22 protein-coding genes are annotated in these 19,637 nt (G+C 62.4%); 7 read left to right on the plus strand and 15 right to left on the minus strand.

The features are described 5' to 3' along the window. Positions 1-27: 27 nt before the first annotated feature. The 3 genes from dgt to BMZ97_RS27615 all read right to left on the minus strand — a co-directional run bounded on the left by dgt (position 28) and on the right by BMZ97_RS27615 (position 2,102). Positions 28-1,398, minus strand: coding sequence for a dGTP triphosphohydrolase (dgt, locus tag BMZ97_RS27610; protein WP_092177520.1), 1,371 nt, complete (start codon positions 1,396-1,398; stop codon positions 28-30). Further along, entirely contained in the window at positions 1,395-1,565 is a 171-nt protein-coding gene (locus BMZ97_RS31415; RefSeq protein ID WP_175525772.1) for a hypothetical protein, read from the minus strand. Before BMZ97_RS31415 ends, dgt begins: the two co-directional genes overlap by 4 nt. Before the next feature lie 231 nt (positions 1,566-1,796). After that, on the minus strand, positions 1,797-2,102 hold the full coding sequence (locus BMZ97_RS27615) for a helix-turn-helix domain-containing protein (RefSeq protein WP_092177522.1): 306 nt from the start codon (positions 2,100-2,102) through the stop codon (positions 1,797-1,799). A gap of 69 nt (positions 2,103-2,171) precedes the next feature. Here BMZ97_RS27615 and BMZ97_RS27620 point away from each other — a divergent pair, with 69 nt between their 5' ends. Continuing rightward, a complete protein-coding gene (locus BMZ97_RS27620) occupies positions 2,172-2,900 on the plus strand; it encodes an 8-oxoguanine DNA glycosylase (RefSeq protein ID WP_092177524.1) in 729 nt (242 codons plus the stop codon). Here the strand turns inward: BMZ97_RS27620 and BMZ97_RS27625 are convergent. From BMZ97_RS27625 to BMZ97_RS31790, 5 genes are all read right to left on the minus strand, one after another. Further along, a complete protein-coding gene (locus BMZ97_RS27625; RefSeq protein WP_175525773.1) occupies positions 2,897-3,532 on the minus strand; it encodes a nitroreductase family protein in 636 nt (211 codons plus the stop codon). The two genes, BMZ97_RS27620 and BMZ97_RS27625, sit on opposite strands and share 4 nt — an antisense overlap. 47 nt (positions 3,533-3,579) lie before the next feature. Continuing rightward, positions 3,580-4,176, minus strand: a complete 597-nt coding sequence (locus BMZ97_RS27630; RefSeq protein ID WP_092177622.1) for a 7-cyano-7-deazaguanine synthase — start codon at positions 4,174-4,176, stop codon at positions 3,580-3,582. Next, positions 4,173-5,369: a PfkB family carbohydrate kinase gene (locus tag BMZ97_RS27635; RefSeq protein ID WP_092177528.1), complete on the minus strand. Its 1,197-nt coding sequence runs from the start codon at positions 5,367-5,369 to the stop codon at positions 4,173-4,175. The genes BMZ97_RS27630 and BMZ97_RS27635 overlap by 4 nt, the downstream gene beginning before the upstream one ends. Then, positions 5,366-5,752, minus strand: coding sequence for a hypothetical protein (locus BMZ97_RS31020; protein ID WP_139221362.1), 387 nt, complete (start codon positions 5,750-5,752; stop codon positions 5,366-5,368). Before BMZ97_RS31020 ends, BMZ97_RS27635 begins: the two co-directional genes overlap by 4 nt. Positions 5,753-5,988: 236 nt before the next feature. Beyond that, on the minus strand, positions 5,989-6,120 hold the full coding sequence (locus tag BMZ97_RS31790) for a hypothetical protein (RefSeq protein WP_280141792.1): 132 nt from the start codon (positions 6,118-6,120) through the stop codon (positions 5,989-5,991). Between the two features lie 377 nt (positions 6,121-6,497). On the opposite strand from BMZ97_RS31790, the gene BMZ97_RS27640 reads away from it, so the two are divergent. From BMZ97_RS27640 to BMZ97_RS27650, 3 genes are all read left to right on the plus strand, one after another. Next, on the plus strand, positions 6,498-7,610 hold the full coding sequence (locus BMZ97_RS27640) for a phosphotransferase (protein ID WP_175525774.1): 1,113 nt from the start codon (positions 6,498-6,500) through the stop codon (positions 7,608-7,610). Positions 7,611-7,691: 81 nt separating this feature from the next. Then, entirely contained in the window at positions 7,692-9,029 is a 1,338-nt protein-coding gene (locus tag BMZ97_RS27645; RefSeq protein ID WP_092177532.1) for an aspartate aminotransferase family protein, read from the plus strand. Between the two features lie 445 nt (positions 9,030-9,474). Then, positions 9,475-9,966 (plus strand): Lrp/AsnC family transcriptional regulator, encoded by a 492-nt coding sequence (locus tag BMZ97_RS27650; protein ID WP_092177534.1) that lies wholly within the window; start codon positions 9,475-9,477, stop codon positions 9,964-9,966. Between the two features lie 304 nt (positions 9,967-10,270). Here BMZ97_RS27650 and BMZ97_RS27655 read toward each other — a convergent pair whose 3' ends face one another. From BMZ97_RS27655 to BMZ97_RS27670, 4 genes are all read right to left on the minus strand, one after another. Then, positions 10,271-10,939, minus strand: a complete 669-nt coding sequence (locus BMZ97_RS27655; protein WP_092177536.1) for a haloacid dehalogenase type II — start codon at positions 10,937-10,939, stop codon at positions 10,271-10,273. A gap of 445 nt (positions 10,940-11,384) precedes the next feature. Next, positions 11,385-12,038, minus strand: a complete 654-nt coding sequence (locus tag BMZ97_RS27660) for a glutathione S-transferase family protein (RefSeq protein ID WP_092177538.1) — start codon at positions 12,036-12,038, stop codon at positions 11,385-11,387. Next, on the minus strand, positions 12,035-12,508 hold the full coding sequence (locus BMZ97_RS27665; RefSeq protein WP_092177540.1) for an SRPBCC domain-containing protein: 474 nt from the start codon (positions 12,506-12,508) through the stop codon (positions 12,035-12,037). Before BMZ97_RS27665 ends, BMZ97_RS27660 begins: the two co-directional genes overlap by 4 nt. Then, positions 12,505-12,849: an ArsR/SmtB family transcription factor gene (locus BMZ97_RS27670; protein ID WP_092177542.1), complete on the minus strand. Its 345-nt coding sequence runs from the start codon at positions 12,847-12,849 to the stop codon at positions 12,505-12,507. Before BMZ97_RS27670 ends, BMZ97_RS27665 begins: the two co-directional genes overlap by 4 nt. Positions 12,850-13,577: 728 nt before the next feature. Here BMZ97_RS27670 and BMZ97_RS27675 point away from each other — a divergent pair. Together BMZ97_RS27675 and BMZ97_RS27680 are read left to right on the plus strand one after the other, a co-directional pair. Beyond that, positions 13,578-13,820 carry a type II toxin-antitoxin system Phd/YefM family antitoxin gene (locus tag BMZ97_RS27675; RefSeq protein WP_092177544.1) on the plus strand — a complete coding sequence of 81 codons (243 nt, stop codon included), beginning with the start codon at positions 13,578-13,580 and terminating at the stop codon, positions 13,818-13,820. Further along, complete coding sequence (locus tag BMZ97_RS27680) at positions 13,820-14,245, plus strand: type II toxin-antitoxin system VapC family toxin (protein WP_092177546.1); 426 nt, start codon at positions 13,820-13,822, stop codon at positions 14,243-14,245. The genes BMZ97_RS27675 and BMZ97_RS27680 overlap by 1 nt, the downstream gene beginning before the upstream one ends. A 301-nt stretch (positions 14,246-14,546) precedes the next feature. On the opposite strand, the gene BMZ97_RS27685 is transcribed toward BMZ97_RS27680, so the two are convergent. Continuing rightward, a complete protein-coding gene (locus BMZ97_RS27685; RefSeq protein WP_092177548.1) occupies positions 14,547-15,746 on the minus strand; it encodes a mandelate racemase/muconate lactonizing enzyme family protein in 1,200 nt (399 codons plus the stop codon). Positions 15,747-15,814: 68 nt separating this feature from the next. Continuing rightward, positions 15,815-16,816: a TRAP transporter substrate-binding protein gene (locus BMZ97_RS27690; RefSeq protein WP_092177550.1), complete on the minus strand. Its 1,002-nt coding sequence runs from the start codon at positions 16,814-16,816 to the stop codon at positions 15,815-15,817. A gap of 164 nt (positions 16,817-16,980) precedes the next feature. Here BMZ97_RS27690 and BMZ97_RS27695 point away from each other — a divergent pair, with 164 nt between their 5' ends. Beyond that, positions 16,981-18,867 (plus strand): TRAP transporter large permease, encoded by a 1,887-nt coding sequence (locus BMZ97_RS27695; protein ID WP_175525775.1) that lies wholly within the window; start codon positions 16,981-16,983, stop codon positions 18,865-18,867. On the opposite strand, the gene BMZ97_RS27700 is transcribed toward BMZ97_RS27695, so the two are convergent. Then, positions 18,847-19,602: a FadR/GntR family transcriptional regulator gene (locus BMZ97_RS27700; protein WP_092177554.1), complete on the minus strand. Its 756-nt coding sequence runs from the start codon at positions 19,600-19,602 to the stop codon at positions 18,847-18,849. The two genes, BMZ97_RS27695 and BMZ97_RS27700, sit on opposite strands and share 21 nt — an antisense overlap. Positions 19,603-19,637: the final 35 nt, after the last annotated feature.

Below are 19,637 nucleotides of genomic sequence, written 5' to 3' on the forward strand. Positions count from 1 at the left end.
GCGACTGCGATGCCAAAACCTTGCTCCTCAAATCGGCTTCCACATGCTCTGAGGGTTGTCGGAAGCGAGCCTTCCATAAAACTCTAGTGCGTAACGGTCCGTCATTCCGGCCACAAAGTCACATACGATACGCATACTCCGCGGCTTATCGTCTTTGGCGGCCTCATACCTCGTCCTAACGTCGACTGGCATCAAAAGAGAACCGTTTGGCTTATGGGCCAACGCGACGAAGATGCTTTTTACCACCTCAAAGCCACGGTATTCAGCCAACTTCACCCGCGATGAGTAGATTGTCGTAAGACGAGTGTACCACTTGAGAACCTCGACCTTTTTCTGCTGATCGTCGGAGAGCCTCGGCTTCGACATCATGGGGAACTCTTCATCAAGCTCCACGTCGACCGCCAATATCGCCTCATGGACAAGATCCGACGACAGCCTCGTCCTAAGCCTCGACGAGTTCGCTAGGTTCTGGGAGCTTTGATACCACTCGACATAGCGATTGGAAGTGGCGCGCGCGCCCCTTTTCGGGGGGGGAGGTTCAAAAATGTCCTGGAACACGGCCATAACTTCCGCGCGTGAGAACGGGCGCTTGAGTTCCTCGCCAACTTTTTCCGCCACCTGGGACAACAGACTGTCGGGAGACGCCAGTATCTCGGCGGGAGTCAAAAATCCCGCCTTAAGGCAGTCCTCAAGGTCATATGTCGAGTAAGCGATATCATCTGCGAGATCCATGATCGCGCATTCGAGCGCCTTAAACTTGCCGGGGCGAAAATCAGCTTCGCCTGTGACCGCATTTTTGATCTTTTTGACGAGTGCGGCTTCGCTCTCATAGTAACCTTTGGCGACTTTTGAACCTTTCGCACGTTTCGTCGGTATGACCTCATCGTATTTCAGGATGGCGGCGAGCGTTCGCAAAGTAAGGTTCAGGCCATAGCAATTGTCGTTTTTGTCGAAAACCTTGCGCTCCAGGCGGCTGACAATGCGCAACGTTTGGGCATTCCCTTCAAACCCGCCATAGCCCAACATCATTCGATCGAGTGCACGCTCACCGTTATGGCCAAAGGGTGGGTGTCCCAAATCGTGAATTAGCGATGCGGCGGCCACCAAGCGTGGATTGATGTGGTTCTGCGTCTGCTTGAAGAAGTCATGGACGTGATTTAGCCGCTCCACGATGCCTTCGGCAATCTGAGCAACTTCCAGGCTGTGCGTCAGGCGGCTTCGGAAAAAATCGCTTTCATGTCCAGGAAAGACCTGCGTCTTTCCTTGCAGGCGCCGAAAGCTCGCTGAGTGGACAATGCGTCCATAGTCGCGGGAATAGGCAGATCGCCACGGGTCTTCGCCTGACCCGTCCTCGTATTCGCGCTTTCGATCGTCGTCAGAATAGACGGATCGCGTCACCGGCCGGCCGCACGCTCTTTTCGCTTCTGCGCCTCGGAAGCTGCTTTCGTAGGAGCGTTCTTGACCTTCTTCGCCTCGCGCTGCGCACGCAACTTCAGGGCTTCGCGATACGTGCCAGACTGCTTCTCAGCCATTTTAAAGGCTTCAAGAACCGCTGCGTATGCCATTTTAGTCTCCCGAGTCACTAACCACGATATGAATCAAAGGCGGCGAATTTAGCAATGGCTAGCCAACGGTTCGCAGAATTAAATCTGCATGACGTTAATATGCAGGTTGTCGCTGTCATTTTTTGACAGGCACATTTTCGGCGACATGAAAAATGTGGCCCGCGATAGCGTCGGGGGCATTTTAAATTTCACGTCAGCGAGGAGTAGTCCCGCACCTAGATCGGCGCAAATCTAGGTGCTGTCAGCAGATGCATTAGAATGCATAATTCGCAGCAACGCACTGACGGCATCCCTAAAGTCGCTGGATTGCTGGGCAGCGCGCTGAACAGCTCTCAGCCAGCTCGAGTCCAGTCCAGCTAGCTCCTGCGCCAACTCGTCGATTCGGCGGCGAAGCTTGGCGCCGGGCTCGTGCAACCCGTTGATTAACTTAGATAGATGCCCCTGACTAATATTCAGTTTTGCCGCCAGGTCGACCTGAGAAAGACCCTTTTTACGCCCCAGAAAGACAAGACTATCGAGGGGCTTCTCGTCGGGCATTATTCACTTGTCCAGTGCATATTTACGCATATAATATGATAAAAGAGCGCGCTAGCAAGAGGGCTTCTGATGCAAATCATGCATACGCTTGTTGGAGAGCGCTCGCTGGCATTAGAAATGCCGCTGCCGGATGAGTGGATCATGCCGGGTATCCGCTGGGGCCGCTTTGAGGAACTCTTCACCGCAGCGTACTGGCACGGTCAGGCTTGGCAGGCACAGATGCATAACCACTACGGCAGTCTCAAGCTGGGACGTACCCTGGCCGAGGAAGTCGCCGCATGCCTGCTTGGCGGCTATGGAATGAAGGCCGAGATCGGATTGGCTGCGTATCGGACTGTCCGCGATCTCGGGATGCTCCGGTCCGGCGTTGAACCAACGCGTCTCGAACTTATCCTGAGCGAGCCAATAATGGTTCGAGATCGCTTGGTGCGTTATCGTTTTCCGCGGCAGAAGGCTCAGTACCTTGCAGGGTGTATGGACGCCCTCGATCAAATAGATGAAGCCTCACTATCCGACACCCAACTGCGCGAAGCCCTGGTCGGCCTGCCAGGTATTGGTCCGAAGACAGCATCATGGATCGTACGCAACTACCGGCACTCTGACAGCGTGGCGGTATTGGACGTCCATATCATTCGAGCTGGGCAGTTCTTAGGCCTGTTCTCGAAACGCGAAACACCTCAGCGAGACTACCGATCGCTGGAGGCCCGATTTCTACATTTTGCTGAAGCCATCAAGGCACCCGCCTCACTGCTGGATGCGCTGATGTGGCAGCACATGCGGCTTCTGCAATATGCCTAAGCAGCAGGTCGCCCGACGGCGGCCATCCCCACCGCTCGCATCCGTGGATCAGGGCCGAAGATTGCCGGAGCCAAACCGCAGCCGGTGGCTCCGATAGGGCAGAAGCTGAGGCGAAAGGCCGTAGCCGCGAGTTGCAATGTCTGCATCAGCGCTCCAGCGTCTCGCCAAAGCAGCGACTGCGCATGCACATAGGCCGCTTCGGTTTTCGCGGGATCGGCGAGTAGAACGATGAAATCCCCTGTCGCTTGCGGAAGGATAGTCCGCGCTTGTCTGAGAACGTCAGCAGCCAAAACGACCGAATGCAGTCGAAGAAGTTCTATTGTCTGCAGACGCGCATTGAAGCGGAAGATCCGATGGCTGCCCTTCGTCGAAACAATGAGGACTTCAATCGGATGGAGAGCGCCCGCTGAAGGGGCTGTCCGCCAAGATCGGCGAAGGTTTTTTCCCCAGGACTTCCGGTCGCTACAAACGAAATTGACCAAGTTGCAGAGTTCTCTGAAGGGGGCTCTCTCCAGAGTACCGATCGAGCGCCGCGCTTCTAGCACGGAGGCAAAATCGACGATCGGAGGAGGCACGAAATCCCTCAGCTGGAGGCTGTAAGATACAGGCCAAATTTGTTCCGAAAATGCCATCGACATTCCGCGAGGGACAGGGTCTCCAGCGCACATCATGCCACTACTCAGTAGGCGCCCAAGCCGATAGCTTCCATAGTTCGGTAGTGTTTTCGGCAACCTCCACACTCACCGCAAGCAAAATCCGAGCGGTGACACGAGTGCGCCCAGCCAATAATCTCTCCTGGGACCTTCGAGGTCCGGATGAGTTCTTCTGCCGTCAGCTCGATCGCCGGCGCGAAAAGACACAATCCTCCCTCCTGAAACTTCAAAAGTTGGTCCAGCCGATCAATGAACCCGGGCTGACCGTCCACATGCTGCCCGTCGGTCTTGAGGGTACCCAACATCAAATGGGTCACTCCGTGGGCGAGAGTTGCCATTGCCGCCAGCGTAACTAGCATCTGGTTTCGGAACGGCCACCATTCTCGAAGCGGGGCGACTTCGATTGCCGGTCGACCTGCCATATCTCCGCTGCCCAATGCGGAAAGGTCAGCTCGGACTACGATGTGCTGGATATCCAGTTCGCAGCAAACCGCTGCGGCCGCTCTGATCTCGGCCGGAGCAGGGAGCTGTCCGTAATCTACAGTGACGGCGATAGTCGGTCGCTTCCAGTATGCGATAGCGATCGAGTCCATGCCTCCAGACAGGAGAAGCGCCGCCTTCATGCTCGCCATGCCAAGTGATGAATGGCCGTCGTAAAATCCGCATGCACAATGCAGCCTGTGCCGATTACCATCTTGAGGTCTTCATAGGCCACAGTCTGGGCAAATCCATAAACCGGTTTCCCAAGGGCTCGGGCATATCCCACTTCGAAGAGTGTGCCACTATCCAAACCTTCGAGCACCGCGAATACGACATCACAACGCTCCAGAGCAGCAATGTCAGCTGGAGCGACTTCGCCTGCAGGCCCAGGCCCGATGTCATGAAAGGGCGAGAAAACCGTCATGCCGACATCGCTTAAGCAGTGCTTTGCTTCTTCAATCAACCAGCGTTGAGACATGCTGAAAAACGGTCCTGCGAGATAGACCTCGCCGGGTTGCGCTACGAGCTCAATGCGTGAAGAAGCTTCCAACTGCTGCGGCGAGCGTGATGGAAGCGCCCTTGTTCCGACATAGTCGGAGACCGCTAGCGAGGCCAAGTTTGCAGCCTCAGCGGCGATCCTACCCTCGACACCCCAGCAAGCAGCAAACGTTGCAGCAAAGACGTCGCCACTTCCTATGGTGAAGGCGCCATCCGAGCGATAAGCCGGCACTGTTTCGACGGCACCGTCACGGTGGACGATCGTCGCTCCTTCTGCCCCACATTTCACGACCACGACTTCCGCTTTTTCCGCTGAAATGATCGACTGAGCAGCGGCTATAATGTTTTCGGCGCGGCCCATCGCCAGGATCTCGCTTCGATTAGCGACCACAGCCAAGCGCTCGGCCCGGCTCCCATTGGCGCTAAATTGTTCGGGAGAGAAGGCGGATTGCGGATCGTAAACACATGTGTTTGCAGACACCCTCGCGGTGCCCTCTAGCATCCCAAAGCGAAGCACGGTTTTCCCTTCGACCAGAAGCGGAGGGAGTGCGCTGATCTGCACCAAAGCAGGCCTGATCACCGGAACCGATAACGGATGCACATAGTCGAACGTGATCCTTTGCGGCGCTGGCTCGGGAACGAAATCAAACCCGTACATTTGTGCATACGATTGAAAGTGAGCAGCAACTTCCGTGGCAGCATATGTTCGAAGCGTGACGGGAAAAGCCATTTCGGCCACTGCCGCAGCGGCTCGACCTCCAGAGCCATACACTTGATCCCAATATGGCCACGAGCAACGTTCGCGGTACACGCCACCAGCCACGACAAAGTTCGTCACGTCGGCTGCACCTGGACGTCGATCAGCCCCCCAGCAATAGAGAGCACGACAACATCATACTGCACGCCACTGATGAGACATTGGATGAGCTGAGGCATCGACTGGGATGTAATGGCGCCAAGCGTCAAATCCCGCGCTGTTTTCACCAGCAGTCGTTTCGGTGGCCCTGCCTCATACGCCAATCGCAAAACGTCGTTTGGTCGCAGTGTCGCCGCAACAGTTGCGTCGGGAGAATTGATCTTTGTTCGCTCGATAATGTTGCACGGCGTGTCGACACCTCCACCTGCACCGCCACCTGAGCCTGATTTCGAAGGAATAGCCACCGGATGAGCAGCCGGGCGAAGTGGCTTGTCATCTTCATCACTGTTGCCACTGCTAGACATGCGCGCTTCCCCCGACCCACATTCTGCAACACTGAATACACAACCCTACGTTAGTGAAAAGTCCCCCCGCCGCGAATTCCGCGTTAGTTGGGTCATCAAGCTGGCCCCGACGATCTGGCTCAGCCTCGCGGTGATGGACGGCAGGCTCCATCGCCAAGCGTCGCACCAATCCGGCGACAGGCGCATCAGCGGCGCCGGGATGCCGAACCGGGACGACCAGCCACCCTCCCCTTCATCTATGCGGATGAGCCCAGCTCAAGAAGCTCGGCAAGGATGATCAGCGCGGCCGCTTTGCCCTCCCGCCGCTCAAGCGCCGTTTCCGGGGCCTCCATCTCGACGATGCCGGCTGCCGCGGCTTCCAGGCCCATTACGTCATAGCTGGTAAGGCCTTCGTCGTGCCGCCGCCCGGCGCGGCGCGCTTCGGGATTGACGCTTCGCCGACCCGACAGGGTCGTCGGCGATGAAGACGCCAATATCAGCCGGACCACACCGCTCTCAAACTCCCATCAAAATCCCCGGGAAAGCACCTTCACAGGCACTCAAAACCCCGGCCATCGCCATTCCCGAAGCTCTCCCAATCTTCTGCCGAAGGTTGTGAGAAACGCGACATCTTCTGCTTGCAATGGCAGCAGGCCGCCGATCTTACGCGCCGTTCCCCGTCTAATCTCGTCAGGCCAGCGGGCATAGCGTCGATGCGAAGACGGAGCGCCCGATCGTCGATCGCGGCAGATTGCGGAGAGCGGTTTTGAGTGTCGATGACGATGCCGGTCTTGCTGGCGATGCGGGCCGGTCCATCCGGGCCAGCAGGGCGTGCGAGCCCGCCCCGGTCGCGCTGGACGCCTATTTTCGCGATGCCGCAGCAGTGCTGGCGGCGCCGCCGAGCGTCGTCGCGGATGGCGTGCTGGCCGATCTGCTGGCGCGGCATTATGGCCTGTCCGGCGAGATCACGACCTTGTCGTCCGAAGTCGAATGCACGGCCGAGGTCGCGCTTGGCGATGGCCGGCGCTTGATCCTCAAGACCTCGCGGCGGCCCGAGGCGGTCGAAAGCTTCCGTTTCCAGTCGGCCGCGATCGCCACGGTCGCCGGCGCGGCCGGGTTCGTCGCGCCGCTTGTCCTGCCGACCGGCGGCGGCGGGCTGATGTTCGCGCAGGACGGCGTCTGCGGCTATCTGCAGACCCGCCTGGAGGGCACGCCCATGCATCGGGTGGCGCGGTCGCCCGATCTGCTGCGCGATGTCGGCTCCGCGCTCGGACGGCTCGATCTCGCCTTGAGCCGGCGCGAGCTGCCGGCGATGCACCGGCCTGTGCTCTGGCATGTCCGATGCTGGCCGCGCCTGATGGAGCTGCAACGCTATCTGCCGGCCGGGCCGGTCGCCGACGAGGTTGCCCGCTCGATGCGCGACTATGAAGGCGAGATCGCGCCCGCGATCGGCAGCGTGCCCTGGCAGATCGCTCATAACGACCCGAGCCCGTTCAATACGCTGGTGAGCGAGGATGGCATCGCCTTCATCGATTTCGGCGATGGCTGCTGGGGGCCCAGGATCCAGGACCTCGCCATCGCGGCGAGCCATCTGGTGAGCGACCCTGCCCTGCCGCTCGGCGGCGCGGAGCATCTGATTGCCGGCTATGCCGCGGCGCTGCCGCTTTCGACCGATGAAGCGCGATTGCTCGTCGGGCTGATGCGCGCGCGCCAGAGCGCCCTGATCCTGATCAATTACTGGCGCGCGCACCTGTTTCCCGGGAATGCCGACTACATCAAGAAGAACGTCGCCCGGGCCGAACAGGGCCTGGCCATCCTCGCCCCGCTCGACCCCGCCAGGGAGCGGGCAGCCGTCATGGAGGCGGCGGCGATGTCGTAGAGTGCCGTGATTTTGCCTATGCAGGCGTCGTCGGGCGCCTCACACCGGATTGCCCCCGCATTACTGAACAGGTTGAAGCTCATGTCCGTTGATCTCATGCCCAACCGCTACAGGCCGGGTGAGGCCGATATCGCGCCACGCGATGCGGCCCTGATCGCCCGCCGCGACGCGGTGCTCGGCTCGTCCTATCGCCTGCAATATCGCCGGCCGGTTCACTTCGTGCGCGGTGAAGGGATGTGGCTCTACGACCCCGATGGCCGCGCCTATCTCGATTTCTACAATAATGTTCCCTCTCTCGGTCATTGCCACCCCGAGGTGAACGCGGCCATGGCGGCGCAGGCCGGCCGGATCAGCGCGAATACGCGCTATCTCGAACCGCAGCTGGTCGATTACGCCGAGCGGCTCGTCGCGACCTTCCCCGGGGAGCTCGACCGGGTCGTCTTCACCTGCACGGGAAGCGAATCCAACGACCTCGCGCTCCGGATCGCCAGGCTCGTCAGCGGGAATGAGGGCGTGATCGTCTCGTCCTACGCCTATCACGGCACGAGCGCGGCGGTGGCAATGGTCTCGCCCAATCTCGGCGAGGCCGTGCAGCTCAGCCCCTCCGTGCGCATGGTCGAGCTGCCGGGCCCCGCCGGCATCCCGGATGCGCAGGCAGCCGCATTCTTCGAAGCGCAGGTGCGGGCCGCGATCAAGGATCTGAACCGGCGCGGCATCGGCGTTGCGGCTCTGTTGATCGACAGCATCTTTTCCAGCGACGGTGTCTGGGTCGATCCTCCCGGCTTCATCGCCGGCGCGGTCGCGGCGGTGCGCGAGGCCGGCGGTCTTTTCATCGCCGACGAGGTTCAGCCCGGTTTCGGCCGCACCGGCGCGCATATGTGGGGCTTCGAGCGGCATGGCATCGCGCCTGACCTTGCCACGCTTGGCAAGCCCATGGGCAACGGCTTCCCGATCGGCGCGGTCGTCGGGCGCCATGCCGCGATGGACCGTTTCGGCGCCACGGCCCGGTACTCGAATACATTCGCCGGAAATACCGTCGGCATCGCCACCGCCGATGCGGTGTTGACGGTTCTGCAACGAGACCGGATCCCTGAGAACGCGCTCGCCATGGGCGCGCGCCTGAACGCGGGCTTGGAGCAGCTTTCAAGCCGCCAGGCGGGCATCCGGGCCGTGCGCCATGCCGGCCTGTTCTTCGGCATCGATATCGGCCTCGAGGGCATGGCCGCCGCCCAGCGCCGCGCCATGGCCTTGAACGTCGTCAATGCCCTGCGCGATGACGGCGTTCTGATCAGCACCACGGGTGCGAATGAAGACACGCTCAAGGTGCGCCCGCCGCTGATCTGCGAGGCGGCTCATGTCGATCGCTTCCTCCAGGCGCTCCAGGACGCGCTGGGCGCTGCCGCCCCACAGGGGGCTTGAGGCCAGGATCTGCGTCGGGGCGTCGCCGCTGCGCCGATCTCAAGCGCGTTGCCCTTAGAGCCTGGCCTGAAATGAAGCCAATGATTTCAAGGGCTCTGTCTCGATCACCTATGCGCCGTCATCCTGGGCGAAGCGAAGCTTCGTCCCGGGATCCATCGTAGAGTTCCGGAGCCCTACGATGGATCCCGGAGCTGCGCCGCTGACGCGGCTTGTCCAGGATGACGGCGCGGGGGATAATGAGCGATCGGAAGCCATTGATATCGCTTGGTTCATTTCAAGCCAGGCTCTCACCAGGATCATGCAGGGCGTCCGACACTTGCGCAGCCGGTCGAACGCCCTCAGCATCCCACCTCCCCTGGGGTCGGTCGATCAGCGCGGCTCACAGGGATTCGAGGCGGCGATCATGCAGCGCGTGCGCGCTTCACGATCCAGAGAACGTAAGCGCATGGAAACCGCAGTTTCACTCGATTGGCTCGACATCAAGCTGCTCGATCACATCCAGCGAAACGGCCATTGTTCGAATGTCGAGCTGTCGGCTGCCGTGGGCCTCTCGCCCAGCCCCTGCCTCGCCCGGGTGAAACGTCTCTGTGAAGCCGGGGTGATCCGGGGCTACGACGCCAATATCGCATTGGAGAAGCTGGGCAATTTCATCACGGTTTTCAGCGAGATCACCATCAGCGAACACCGGCGCGACAGCTTTCGCCTGTTCGAGGAGGCGGCCGAGACACTGCCGGAGATCACCGAATGCTACAATGTCAGCGGTGGCTGCGATTATATCCTGAAGATCATCGTCGAGAGCATGTCACGATTCAGCGCGATCAGAGATCACATGCTCGAGCTCGATGTCGGCATCATCAAGTTCTCGAACAGGATCGTCCTGAGAAAGCCGTTCGAGACACGGACCGTCCCGCTGCGACATCTGGCGCCGAAGCGCTAGCGCGGTTTTCGATCTGGGCGAAACACAGACCGTCATTGCGAGAAGCGAAGCGACGAAGCAATCCAGGAGGACGTAGAGCTCTGCCGTTTCTGGATTGCTTCGCGGAGCCTGTACTCGGGCTTGCCGAAGGCAAGACCCGGGTGCTCGCAATGACGGTTCAGTCAGATCGAAATCCGCGCTGGATTTCTACTCAGCGGATTGACGGGGCCTCGTCGGGATCACACGGCAGGGCGTTTCCGACGGCGGCATCGTGAGGGATGCCGCCGCCATCAGGACAAGGGATTGAACGGACGCGTTTTTGGCTTCAGAGGCCGAACACCCCTGGCAGACCGCCGATGTCGCGGATCTCGACATAGCCGTAATAGGGGTTTGGCGGCTCATGGCCGCGATTCACCCAGACCTTGTGTTTGATGCCGAGATCATGCGCCGACATCAGGTCGTAACGGAACGAGGAGGAGACGTGGCAGATGTCCTCGGGCCCGCAGCCGAGCTGGTCGAGCATGTATTCGAAGGCCTTGAAGCGCGGCTTGTAGGCGCCGGCCTGCTGCGCCGTGTAGACGGCATGGAAGGGCGCGCCGAGCCTTGCGACATTGTGCGGAATCTGCTCGTCCATCGCGTTGGAGAGGATGACGAGGGGGATCTCCCTGGCCACCTTGGCGAGGCCGGCGGGCACATCCGCGTGCGGGCCCCAGCTCGGGACCTGCTCATAGACCCAGCGCGCATCCTCGGGGCGGAACGCGACGCCGTTGCGACGGCAGGTCTGCTCGAGCGCGTTGTAGACGATCGCCTCGTAGGGCTTCCAGTCACCCATCACCTCATCGAGGCGGTAGGCCGAGAAGTCATCGATGAACTTGCGCATGGCGGGCTCGGCCAGCGTTGCGCCGTAAAGCGCGCGCGCAGCGTCCGCCATCGCGAAATAGATCAGGGTCCCGTGGCAATCGAAGGTGACGTATTTGGGTTTGATGACATCCATCATCGCTGCTCCTGGCTGGCGAAGCGATCAGCCTCGCTTCCGCTGCGATCATAGTGTCCGGCGACCTTGCGGCCGGGCCTGTATCGCGACCATGTCGAGCAGGAATTGCCGCAGATAATTGCCGTCGCAGCAGATCGTTTGCCTGTCCGGACGGGGCTGCGCCGATGGAATGGCGGTGTTCTGGAGTGGTGGGCTTCTGGAGTGGAGGTCTTCTGGCGTGGTAGTCTTGCCGCAATCCCGGCGAGGTCGCTCCGCGCCGGCGGCCTGTCGCAAAGCGCGCCGCCTGGAAGCCTGGCGCGCCGCCCTCGCGCCGGTCGCGCTAGAGCCGTTTCCGATCCAGTTGGATCGTTCAACAGCTCTAGCTCTTTGTTTTAACGCGTTTTCTCCGCGCAAACGCTTCGCGTTTGTCGCGGGGGAACCGGTCTCCACTTCGCTCGAAAAGGCTCTAGTCCCGATCCGGGGCGCCGAGCGGGAAGTAGTGGCGGAAGCGCCGCGCCTCCTCCACCGCGCGGGCAAAGGACGGCCGTTGCAGCAGGCGGGCGCGATAGGCCAGGAGATGGCCGTAATGCGCAGGAATGCGATACGTCCAGTCGGCATAGAACAGCGAAGGCGCGGCGGCGCAGTCGGCCAGCGTGAATGTCTCGCCCACCGCCCAACTGCGCCCCTGCATGCGCTGGTCGAGCCAGGCATAGCTGGTGTCCAGCATCTTGCGCGCTTCCTCGACGCCGTAAGGGTCGCGGCTCCCAGGCGGGCGCAGCGCGTCGTGGACGAATTTGCCCTGGGGCGTCATGACGTAATTGTCGAAGAAGCGGTCGAGCGTGCGCGCCTCGAGGGCGAGGTCGGGATCCGCGGGGATCAGCTTCACCGGCCCTGGATGATGCAGCTCGAGATATTCGATGACGATGGAGGCCTCCAGCACGACGCGGCCATCGTCGCGCAGGATCGGGAAGCGCTTCATCGGCCACAGCGCTGCGAGCTCCTCGCTCACGCCGGGATCCTCCAGCATCCGGTAGGTGAACGGGATCTCGTTTTCGTAGAAGGCGATGAGCGCCTTCTGGCAGTAGGACGAGAACGGATGGGCGAAGAGTTCGAGCGTCATGAGAAAGCCCTCGGTTCGCGCCCCTCGATGACCGCGACCAGGTTGTCGATATGCCAGGTCGTGCCGTGCTCGCGCCCTTGCACCGCCTCGATGCCGCCGGTCAGATAGGAGCCCTGTTCGGTGTGGATCAGCCGGGTTCGGCCACCCTCGCCCCTGAGTTCGAGCGTCAGCAGCGACACCGACAGCTTATCGCCGTTGTGGAACAGGTCGTAGACGAGGATGATCCGCTCGTTCTCGACGATGTCGTGATAGGTCGCCTGGAAATCGGTGGTCATGCCGCTGGGCCAGCGGGCATGGAACCGTTCCTTGCCGCCGACGCGGAAGTCGAAGTCGCGATTCAGGGTTTCGATGTCCGAGGGCGCCCTGAACCATGTGCTCTTGGCCTCGAGGCTGCCATAGGCCGCAAAGACCCGGGCTGGCGCGGCGTTCAGCACGCGCTCGATGGTGAATGTGGCGTTGGTGATGGTCATTTATCCTCCTCTGGAGCGGTTTGGGCCAGATAGGCCTCCAGTTGATCGTATTGCTGTTCCCAGAAGCACTTGCGCTCGGCGATCCAGCCTTCGACCTGCCTCATGGCCTTGAGCTCCAGGCTGCAGGTGCGCACGCGGCCGATCTTCTCGCTCTTCACCAGCCCCGCCTCCTCCAGAACCTTCAGGTGCTGGACCACGGCCGACAGGGTCATCGGCAGGGGCTTGGCGAGCTCGCTGACCGAGGCTGAACCAAGACACAGACGCTCGACCATGGCGCGGCGTCCGGGATCGGACAGGGCCTGGAAGGCGAGGTCGAGCGGCTTGGCTTGATACTGTAGCATCTGCTTAAGTGTTGACCCGAAAAGCACCGGAGTCAACCGGGTTCCTGGACCCATCATGCAGATCGGCGACGTTGATCCGTTTAGCGCGCTCGATCGGGGCCCGATCGATGCGGGGCATCGTCGTATAGACGACGGATTGCATGGCGCATTCCTCTCTCGGCCGAACTGTCGATGTGCTGGGGCTCGCAAGGCCTTGAACGTTGCGAGATCTTGGCTCTCAGGGCCCGTTTGGAAACTCCGCGAAGTCCCGGATGAAGGGCGCGGGGAACCCTTCTCCCGTGTGGGAGAAGGGCAGGGATGAGGGCAGGCCAGATAACCAGATCGCGCAAGCGGCTCCGCATCGCCTCCTGTGCTTTCAGGATGAAGCCGGCACTGCGGCTCAGTCTCGCCCCAACAATCAGCGGCAGGCCCTCATCCCTGCCCTTCTCCCATCCGGGAGAAGGGTTCCCCGCGCCTGTCTCATCCGACACCGCCCGCTGGAAAGCCTGCGATGAACGGAGCTTTTCGATCGAGCGCTCGCGGCGAACCCGACAGTCGTGGGTCAAGCCTGAGAATGACGCTCTACGATGGATCCCTGTGCGGCGGGGCCGCTTATCCGGGATGACGGTGTGCTTCCCTACAAGACGTTTGGCCTTGCGTAGGCATGGTGGCCACGCTGGAACTCTTGCGCGCGACGCGCTATATGACCATCTACATAGTCATGAACGCGTGAGGTGCAGGAGCCTGACATGAACGCGATCAATCTGGCCGATGCCAAGGCCCATCTGAGCGAGCTGGTCGACCGTGTCGAGGCCGGCGCTTCAATCGAGATCACCCGGCGCGGCAAGCCAGTGGCCCGGCTCACCACCGTGGCGAGGCCGCGCAAACCGATCGATGCCGCCCTGCTCGAAGCGCTGACCGCGACCATGCCGGCGCAGCCCCAGAGCGCCGCCGATCTGGTGCGGTCGATGCGGGATGGCGACCGCTACTGATGGTTTATCTGGACACATCGCTGATCGTGGCGGCGCTCTCCAACGAAGCGATGACGCCACGCGTGCAAGCCTGGCTGGCGGAGCAGGATCCGGCGCAGCTTCTTATAAGCGACTGGACCATCACCGAGATGTCCTCGGCCATGGCGATCAAATTGCGGACGCGACAGATCAACCTGGAGCAGCGCGCGGCCGCGCTCGCCATGTTCAACAAGCTCACCACCGAGAGCTTCACCGTGCTCGCCGTGACAAGCGGGCATTTCCGGACTGCAGCGACGTTTGCCGATCAGCATGGGCTGGGGCTTCGCGCTGGCGACGCGCTGCATCTCGCCATCGCATCGGAGCATGGCGCCACCGTGCACACGCTCGACCAGCGGCTCACCGAGGCCGGCCCAACGCTCGGCGTGCCGACGCGATTGCTGGCATGATCCAAGCCCTCACCTGCTTCGCCGACCGTGCCCGGGGCGTCCATGACCAGTGACTGGACCAACGAGCAGAACGACGCGATCGTCGCGGACTATTTCGCGATGCTCGCTGACGATATCGCCGGGCGCCCCTTACAGCAGGCCGCGCGCCGTTCGCCGATCCCTTGGCCAAGCCGATAGGACATTGCTGGCCAAGCCACCAGCCTGGGTCCGGGTGGCCGCCATGCTTCGTTCGCGCAGTCGCAGTGCGAGGCCCGCGCTGACGCCAAGAAACGTTCAGGTGGCCCAAGCGCCACCTTATGCCTTATCGGCTGATGCGCTGGACTGCGTCTTTTCGCTTGTCGAGATCGGGCAGCAATTCGAGGCCGAGGCCCGGGCGGGTCAGATCGAGCCTGACCTCCCCATTCGCCACCACCGGCAGATGGGTCACGAGTTCGGGATACCAGCTCGTATAGAACGCCCGCACGCTCTCCTGGATCAAGGCATTGCGGGCGTGCAGCGAGAGATGGCAGGAGGCCATGTAGACGACCGGCCCGGTGCAGTCATGCGGCGCGATCGGCGTATGCCAGGCCTCCGCCATGCCGGCGATCTTGCGCGCTTCGGAGAGGCCGCCGCACCAGGACAGGTCCAGCATCACGACGCCGGCCGCGCCGGTCTCGAGATATTCGCGGAAGGCATGGGTGAACGACAAGGTCTCCGACGCGCAGACCCAGGCCTTGGAGTGGCGCGCATACTCCTTGAGATCACCGATATTATCGAGCCGGAAGGGGTCTTCGTGCCAGTAGGTGTCGAACTCCGCCAGGCGCTCGGCGAGCTTCTTGGCCATGGGCAGGCTCCAGAGCGAATGGAACTCGACCATGATGTCCATCTTGTCGCCGACGGCCTTGCGGATCTTCCGGAACGGCTCGAGCGCGGTGTTGAGCTCACCAGGCGAGATGTCGAAGCCGTTGGTGCGTTCGGCCGCGATGTCGAACGGCCAGATCTTCATGCCGGTGATGCCCTGCTCCAGCAGGGAATGGGCGACCTCGTCGGCGCGGTGGAGGAAGCCTTCGAGATCCTCATAGGGGCCGCCCTGTTCGCCGACATGCCAGTTCGCGACCTTTTGGGCGCTGGCGTCGCGGATGTATTTGTATCCGGCACAGGTGTTGTAGACCCGGATGGCATCGCGCGAGCGCCCGCCCAGCATCTCGCAAACCGGCTTGCCGTGAGCCTTGCCGAAGATGTCCCAGAGGGCGAGGTCGACGGCCGAGTTGCCGCGGGTCTCCGTGCCCGAAGAGCGCCAGCCGAGATAGTTTCCGGCGATCAGGGCGTTGAGCGCCTCGATCTGCAGCGGGTCGCGGCCGATGATCTTGGGCGCGACGGTTTCGTGCAGATAGGCCTCCACCGCCTTGGGGCCCATGAAGGTCTCGCCGAGGCCGGTGATGCCCTCATCCGTGTGCAATCGCACGAAAATGAGGTTGCCGAATTCCTCGAGGCGCAGCGTCTCAAGTGCGGTGATCTTCATGTGCGATGCGCGGAGCCGGGCGTAAAACCCGACTCCGGCCTTTCAAAGCCAAGGTTCAAGTCAAAGGTCTACTGCAGGGAGCCGATCAGCTTCGCCAATTCCTGACCGTTGGGTATCTTCTCGACGAACTGCTCATAGACCTTGGCCGTGGCGGCCCGCCAGGGCTGCTTGTCCGCGATGAGCACGATCTTGGCGTGGCCCTCCGCCTTGGCAAAGGCAAGCGCCTCCTCATCGGTCTTGGCGAGAAGCTCGGGTATGACGGGCTGGATCTCGCGCGCGGCCTGCTCGATGACGGCCTGGTGCTCCTTGGGCAGGCTGCGCCACCAGCGGATACCGACGATCCAGCTGCCCAGCGCATAGATGTGGTCGAGCTTGGTGAAATGCGGGGCGACTTCGTAGAAGCGGAAGGTCTTGTAGTTCGTGGTGGTGTTGTCGCAGAAATCCACCACCCGGGTCTGCAGCGAGGTGTAGATTTCCGGAGCCGGGATCGGCACCGGATTGGCGCCGAAAGCCTTCCACAATTCCAGATGCAGCGGGCTCTGGATGACGCGCATCTTCTTGCCGCGCACATCCTCGGGCTTCTCGATCGGGAAGGTGCTGATGAGCTCGCGCGCGCCGTTGACGCTGAAGCCGAGCAGATGGAAGCCCTGCGCCTCGAATCTGGGCTTCAACTGCTCGGTCAGCGGCCCGCTCGCCTTGATCGCGTGGGCGTCGTTCTGGAAGATGAAAGGCAGGTCGAGGGCCTGGACGTCGGGCACCCAATTGACCAGGACCGAGCTCGTCACCAGGCCGATCTGGATCGAGCCGAGCCTGATGCCCTCGGCGGTCTCCAATTCGCCGCCGAGCTGGCTGTTGGGGAAGACCTTGATCTCGACCTCGCCCTTGGTCCGCTCCGCCACCAGCTTGGCGAAGCGGTCGACGGCGACGAATTTCGGGTGGCCTTCCTGAACCTCGATCGACATGCGAGCGACATATTTGGGCGCGGCGAGTGCCGGGCCGCCGGCGATTGCGAACGCGGCCGCCGATCCGGCGCCCTGCAGCAGGGCGCGCCGATGCAGTGTCTTTGCCATAGCCTCTGATCCTCCCGGGATGCCGGCGCGGGCGTCGTTCGGTTGCTCCGAGGACTATTGATTGACCGCGCTCATTCATCATTTCATAGTATGAATTAATGGCTGTCAACAGCCTGCCCCCGCGCCACTCCACGAGCGCGGGAAGCGTCCCGGGGAGGAATGCCATGTCTGTCGAGCGCACGATCGCCGCCGTGCCGGAAACCCGCATGTCCGACCGTCGCCTCGTGCGCCGGTGCCTTGATCTCCTTGATCATGGCGTCGATCTGACCTGCTTCCTGCTGCTGAGCGCGATCGTCATCATCGTCTTCGCCGGCGTGATCGCGCGCTATGTCTTCAACTCGTCCTTCTCATGGACCGAGGAACTGGCCTCCTGGACCTTCGTCTGGCTGATCTTCACCGGCATGGCGGCAGGCCATCGCGGCCGCCGCCACATCGCTTCGGGCCTCTATGAACCCGCCTCGCCGCTCGCAAAACTCGTCACGCGCTTCCTGATCGACTTCGTCGTCGGCTACACGCTCGTCGCCCTGATCCTGGGCGGCAAGGACCTGATCGAGTCGATCGGCGGCATCAGCACGGCGCTGCAATGGCCCAACCAGGTCAAGTACTGGTGCATCCCGGTCGCCTGCGCCATCAGCATGGTCACGCTGATCGCCTCCGACATTCCCGAGCGGGGCTGGCGCAGCGCGCTGCCGCCGGCGCTCGCCATCGGCCTGGCGGGGCTGGCTTATGTCCTCATCGATGCGCGCCTCGAGCCGCTGCTCGCCGGCACCAGCCCCAGCCTGATCATGGCGATCGCCTTCGGCGTGGCGCTGGTGATCGGCGTGCCGATCGGCTTTGCCATGCTGTTTTCCTGTTTCGCCGCCAATCTGGGGGCCGTGCTGCTGCCCGTGCCGGGCGCGGTCCACAGCATGGTGGGCGGCGGCAGCTCCTTCGTGCTGCTCGCGATCCCGTTCTTCCTGACCGCCGGCTACCTGATGAATTCCGGAGGCCTGTCGGCGCGCATCATCGATTTCGCCAGCGCGCTGGTCGGCCATTGGCGCGGGGGCCTCGCCCAGGCCAATGTCGTCCACAGCGTCATGCTCGGCGGCATCTGCGGGTCCTCGGGCGCCGACGCCGCGAGCACGACCAAGATCCTGGTGCCCGAGATGGTGCGGCGCGGCTATTCGCCGGCCTTCGCCTGCGCCGTCACGGCGGTGGGCTCGATCCTGCCCTCCTGCTTTCCGCCCTCCATCGCCATGCTGATCTATGCGGCGGTGGCGGAGGTCTCGGTCGCGCAGCTGTTCACGGCCGGCATCATCCCGGGGCTGCTGCTTGCCCTGCTGATGATGGCGGCGGTCTACATCATCTCGCGCGGCCGCGATTACGAGCCGGCCAAGCGCCGTGCCACCCTATCGGAGGTGTTCTGGTCGGGGCTGCGGGCGATTCCCGCCTTCGGCCTGGCGATCGCGATCCTGACGCTGCTGCGTTTCGGCGTCGTCACGGCGACCGAGGTCGGCGTCATCGCCGTGCTCTGGTCGCTGCTGCTCGGCAAATTCGCCTATCGCGCCTTCACCTGGAAGACCTTCTACAAGGACATGGTGGAATGTTCGGTCGACAGCGCCCTGATCGGCTTCCTGATCGCCGTCTCCGTGCCCTTCGCCTGGATCCTGATCGCCGAGCAGGTGCCGCAGATGGTCGTGGGCGCCACCCAGATCTTCGGCGGCGAGGTCTGGAAGCTGCTGCTCTTCGTCAATGTCCTGATGATCATCGCCGGCATGTGCCTGGAAGTGGTGCCGATCATGCTGATCATGGTGCCGCTCTTCGCACCCGTGCTGATCCATGCCGGCGTCGACCCGATCCATCTGGGCGTGATCATCGTGATCAATTCGGTATTGGGATCGCTGACGCCGCCGGTGGGCATCCTGGTCTTCATCTGCGCCTCGATCGCCAAGGTCTCGGCGCGGGAGGTCTTCCGCGAATGCTGGCCGTTCCTGATCGCCTGCGGGATCGGGCTCTTGCTGATCACCTATGTGCCGGCGCTCTCGCTCACCCTATGGAAGCTGATCGGCTGAGGCCGCGCCGGCGGGCCGCCCTGCCCGCTTGCGGCGGCTGTCCTGCTCGGTCTGCTGCTCGATGTCGCGGCGGGCGACCTGCAGCAGGCCGTTCATGGCCTGCTGCGCGGCGGCGCTGTCGCCCGCGATGATCGCCTCGGCGACCTCCCGATGCACCGAAATCGAGGCGCGGATCCGCGCCTTGTCGTGCATGGACAGCCGGAAGGAGCCCTCCAGCACGGCATGCAGCGCCGGCGCCAGCTGCATCAGCAGCGCATTATGCGAGGCCCGCAGGATCGCCTCGTGAAAGGCGAAATCGGCCCGCACATGGCTGGCCTTGGTGCTGGCCGCGGACATCGCATCGAGCGCCGCGGCAATCTCCTGGCGCTGCTCGGCCGTCGCCCGCTCCGCCGCGAATGCGGCTGCCGAAGGCTCGATCATCGCACGCAGGTCGAGGAGGTCGCGGATGAATCCCGGCGTCAGCACGGAGCGTGTCACCCATTGCATGACCTGCGGATCAAGCAGGCGCCAGCGCGCCACCGGCTGGATGCGGCTGCCGATCCTGGGCCGCGTCACGACAAGCCCCAGCGCCTGCAGCGTCTTGGTCGCCTCCCGCACCACCGTCCGGCTCAAGCCGAACTGCTCGACCAGATCGTCTTCGCGGGGCAGAAGCCCGTCCTTGCCGATTTCGCCATTGGCGATCATCCGGCCGAGGGTGTCGACGAGCCGGGCATGGGTGTTGGCGAGCTTGATCACGCCCTGCTTCTAGCATGGCGGACCCGCGAGACAAT

Origin of the sequence: Allobosea sp. OK403, from assembly GCF_900113835.1 — a bacterium.
GTDB lineage: Bacteria > Pseudomonadota > Alphaproteobacteria > Rhizobiales > Beijerinckiaceae > Allobosea.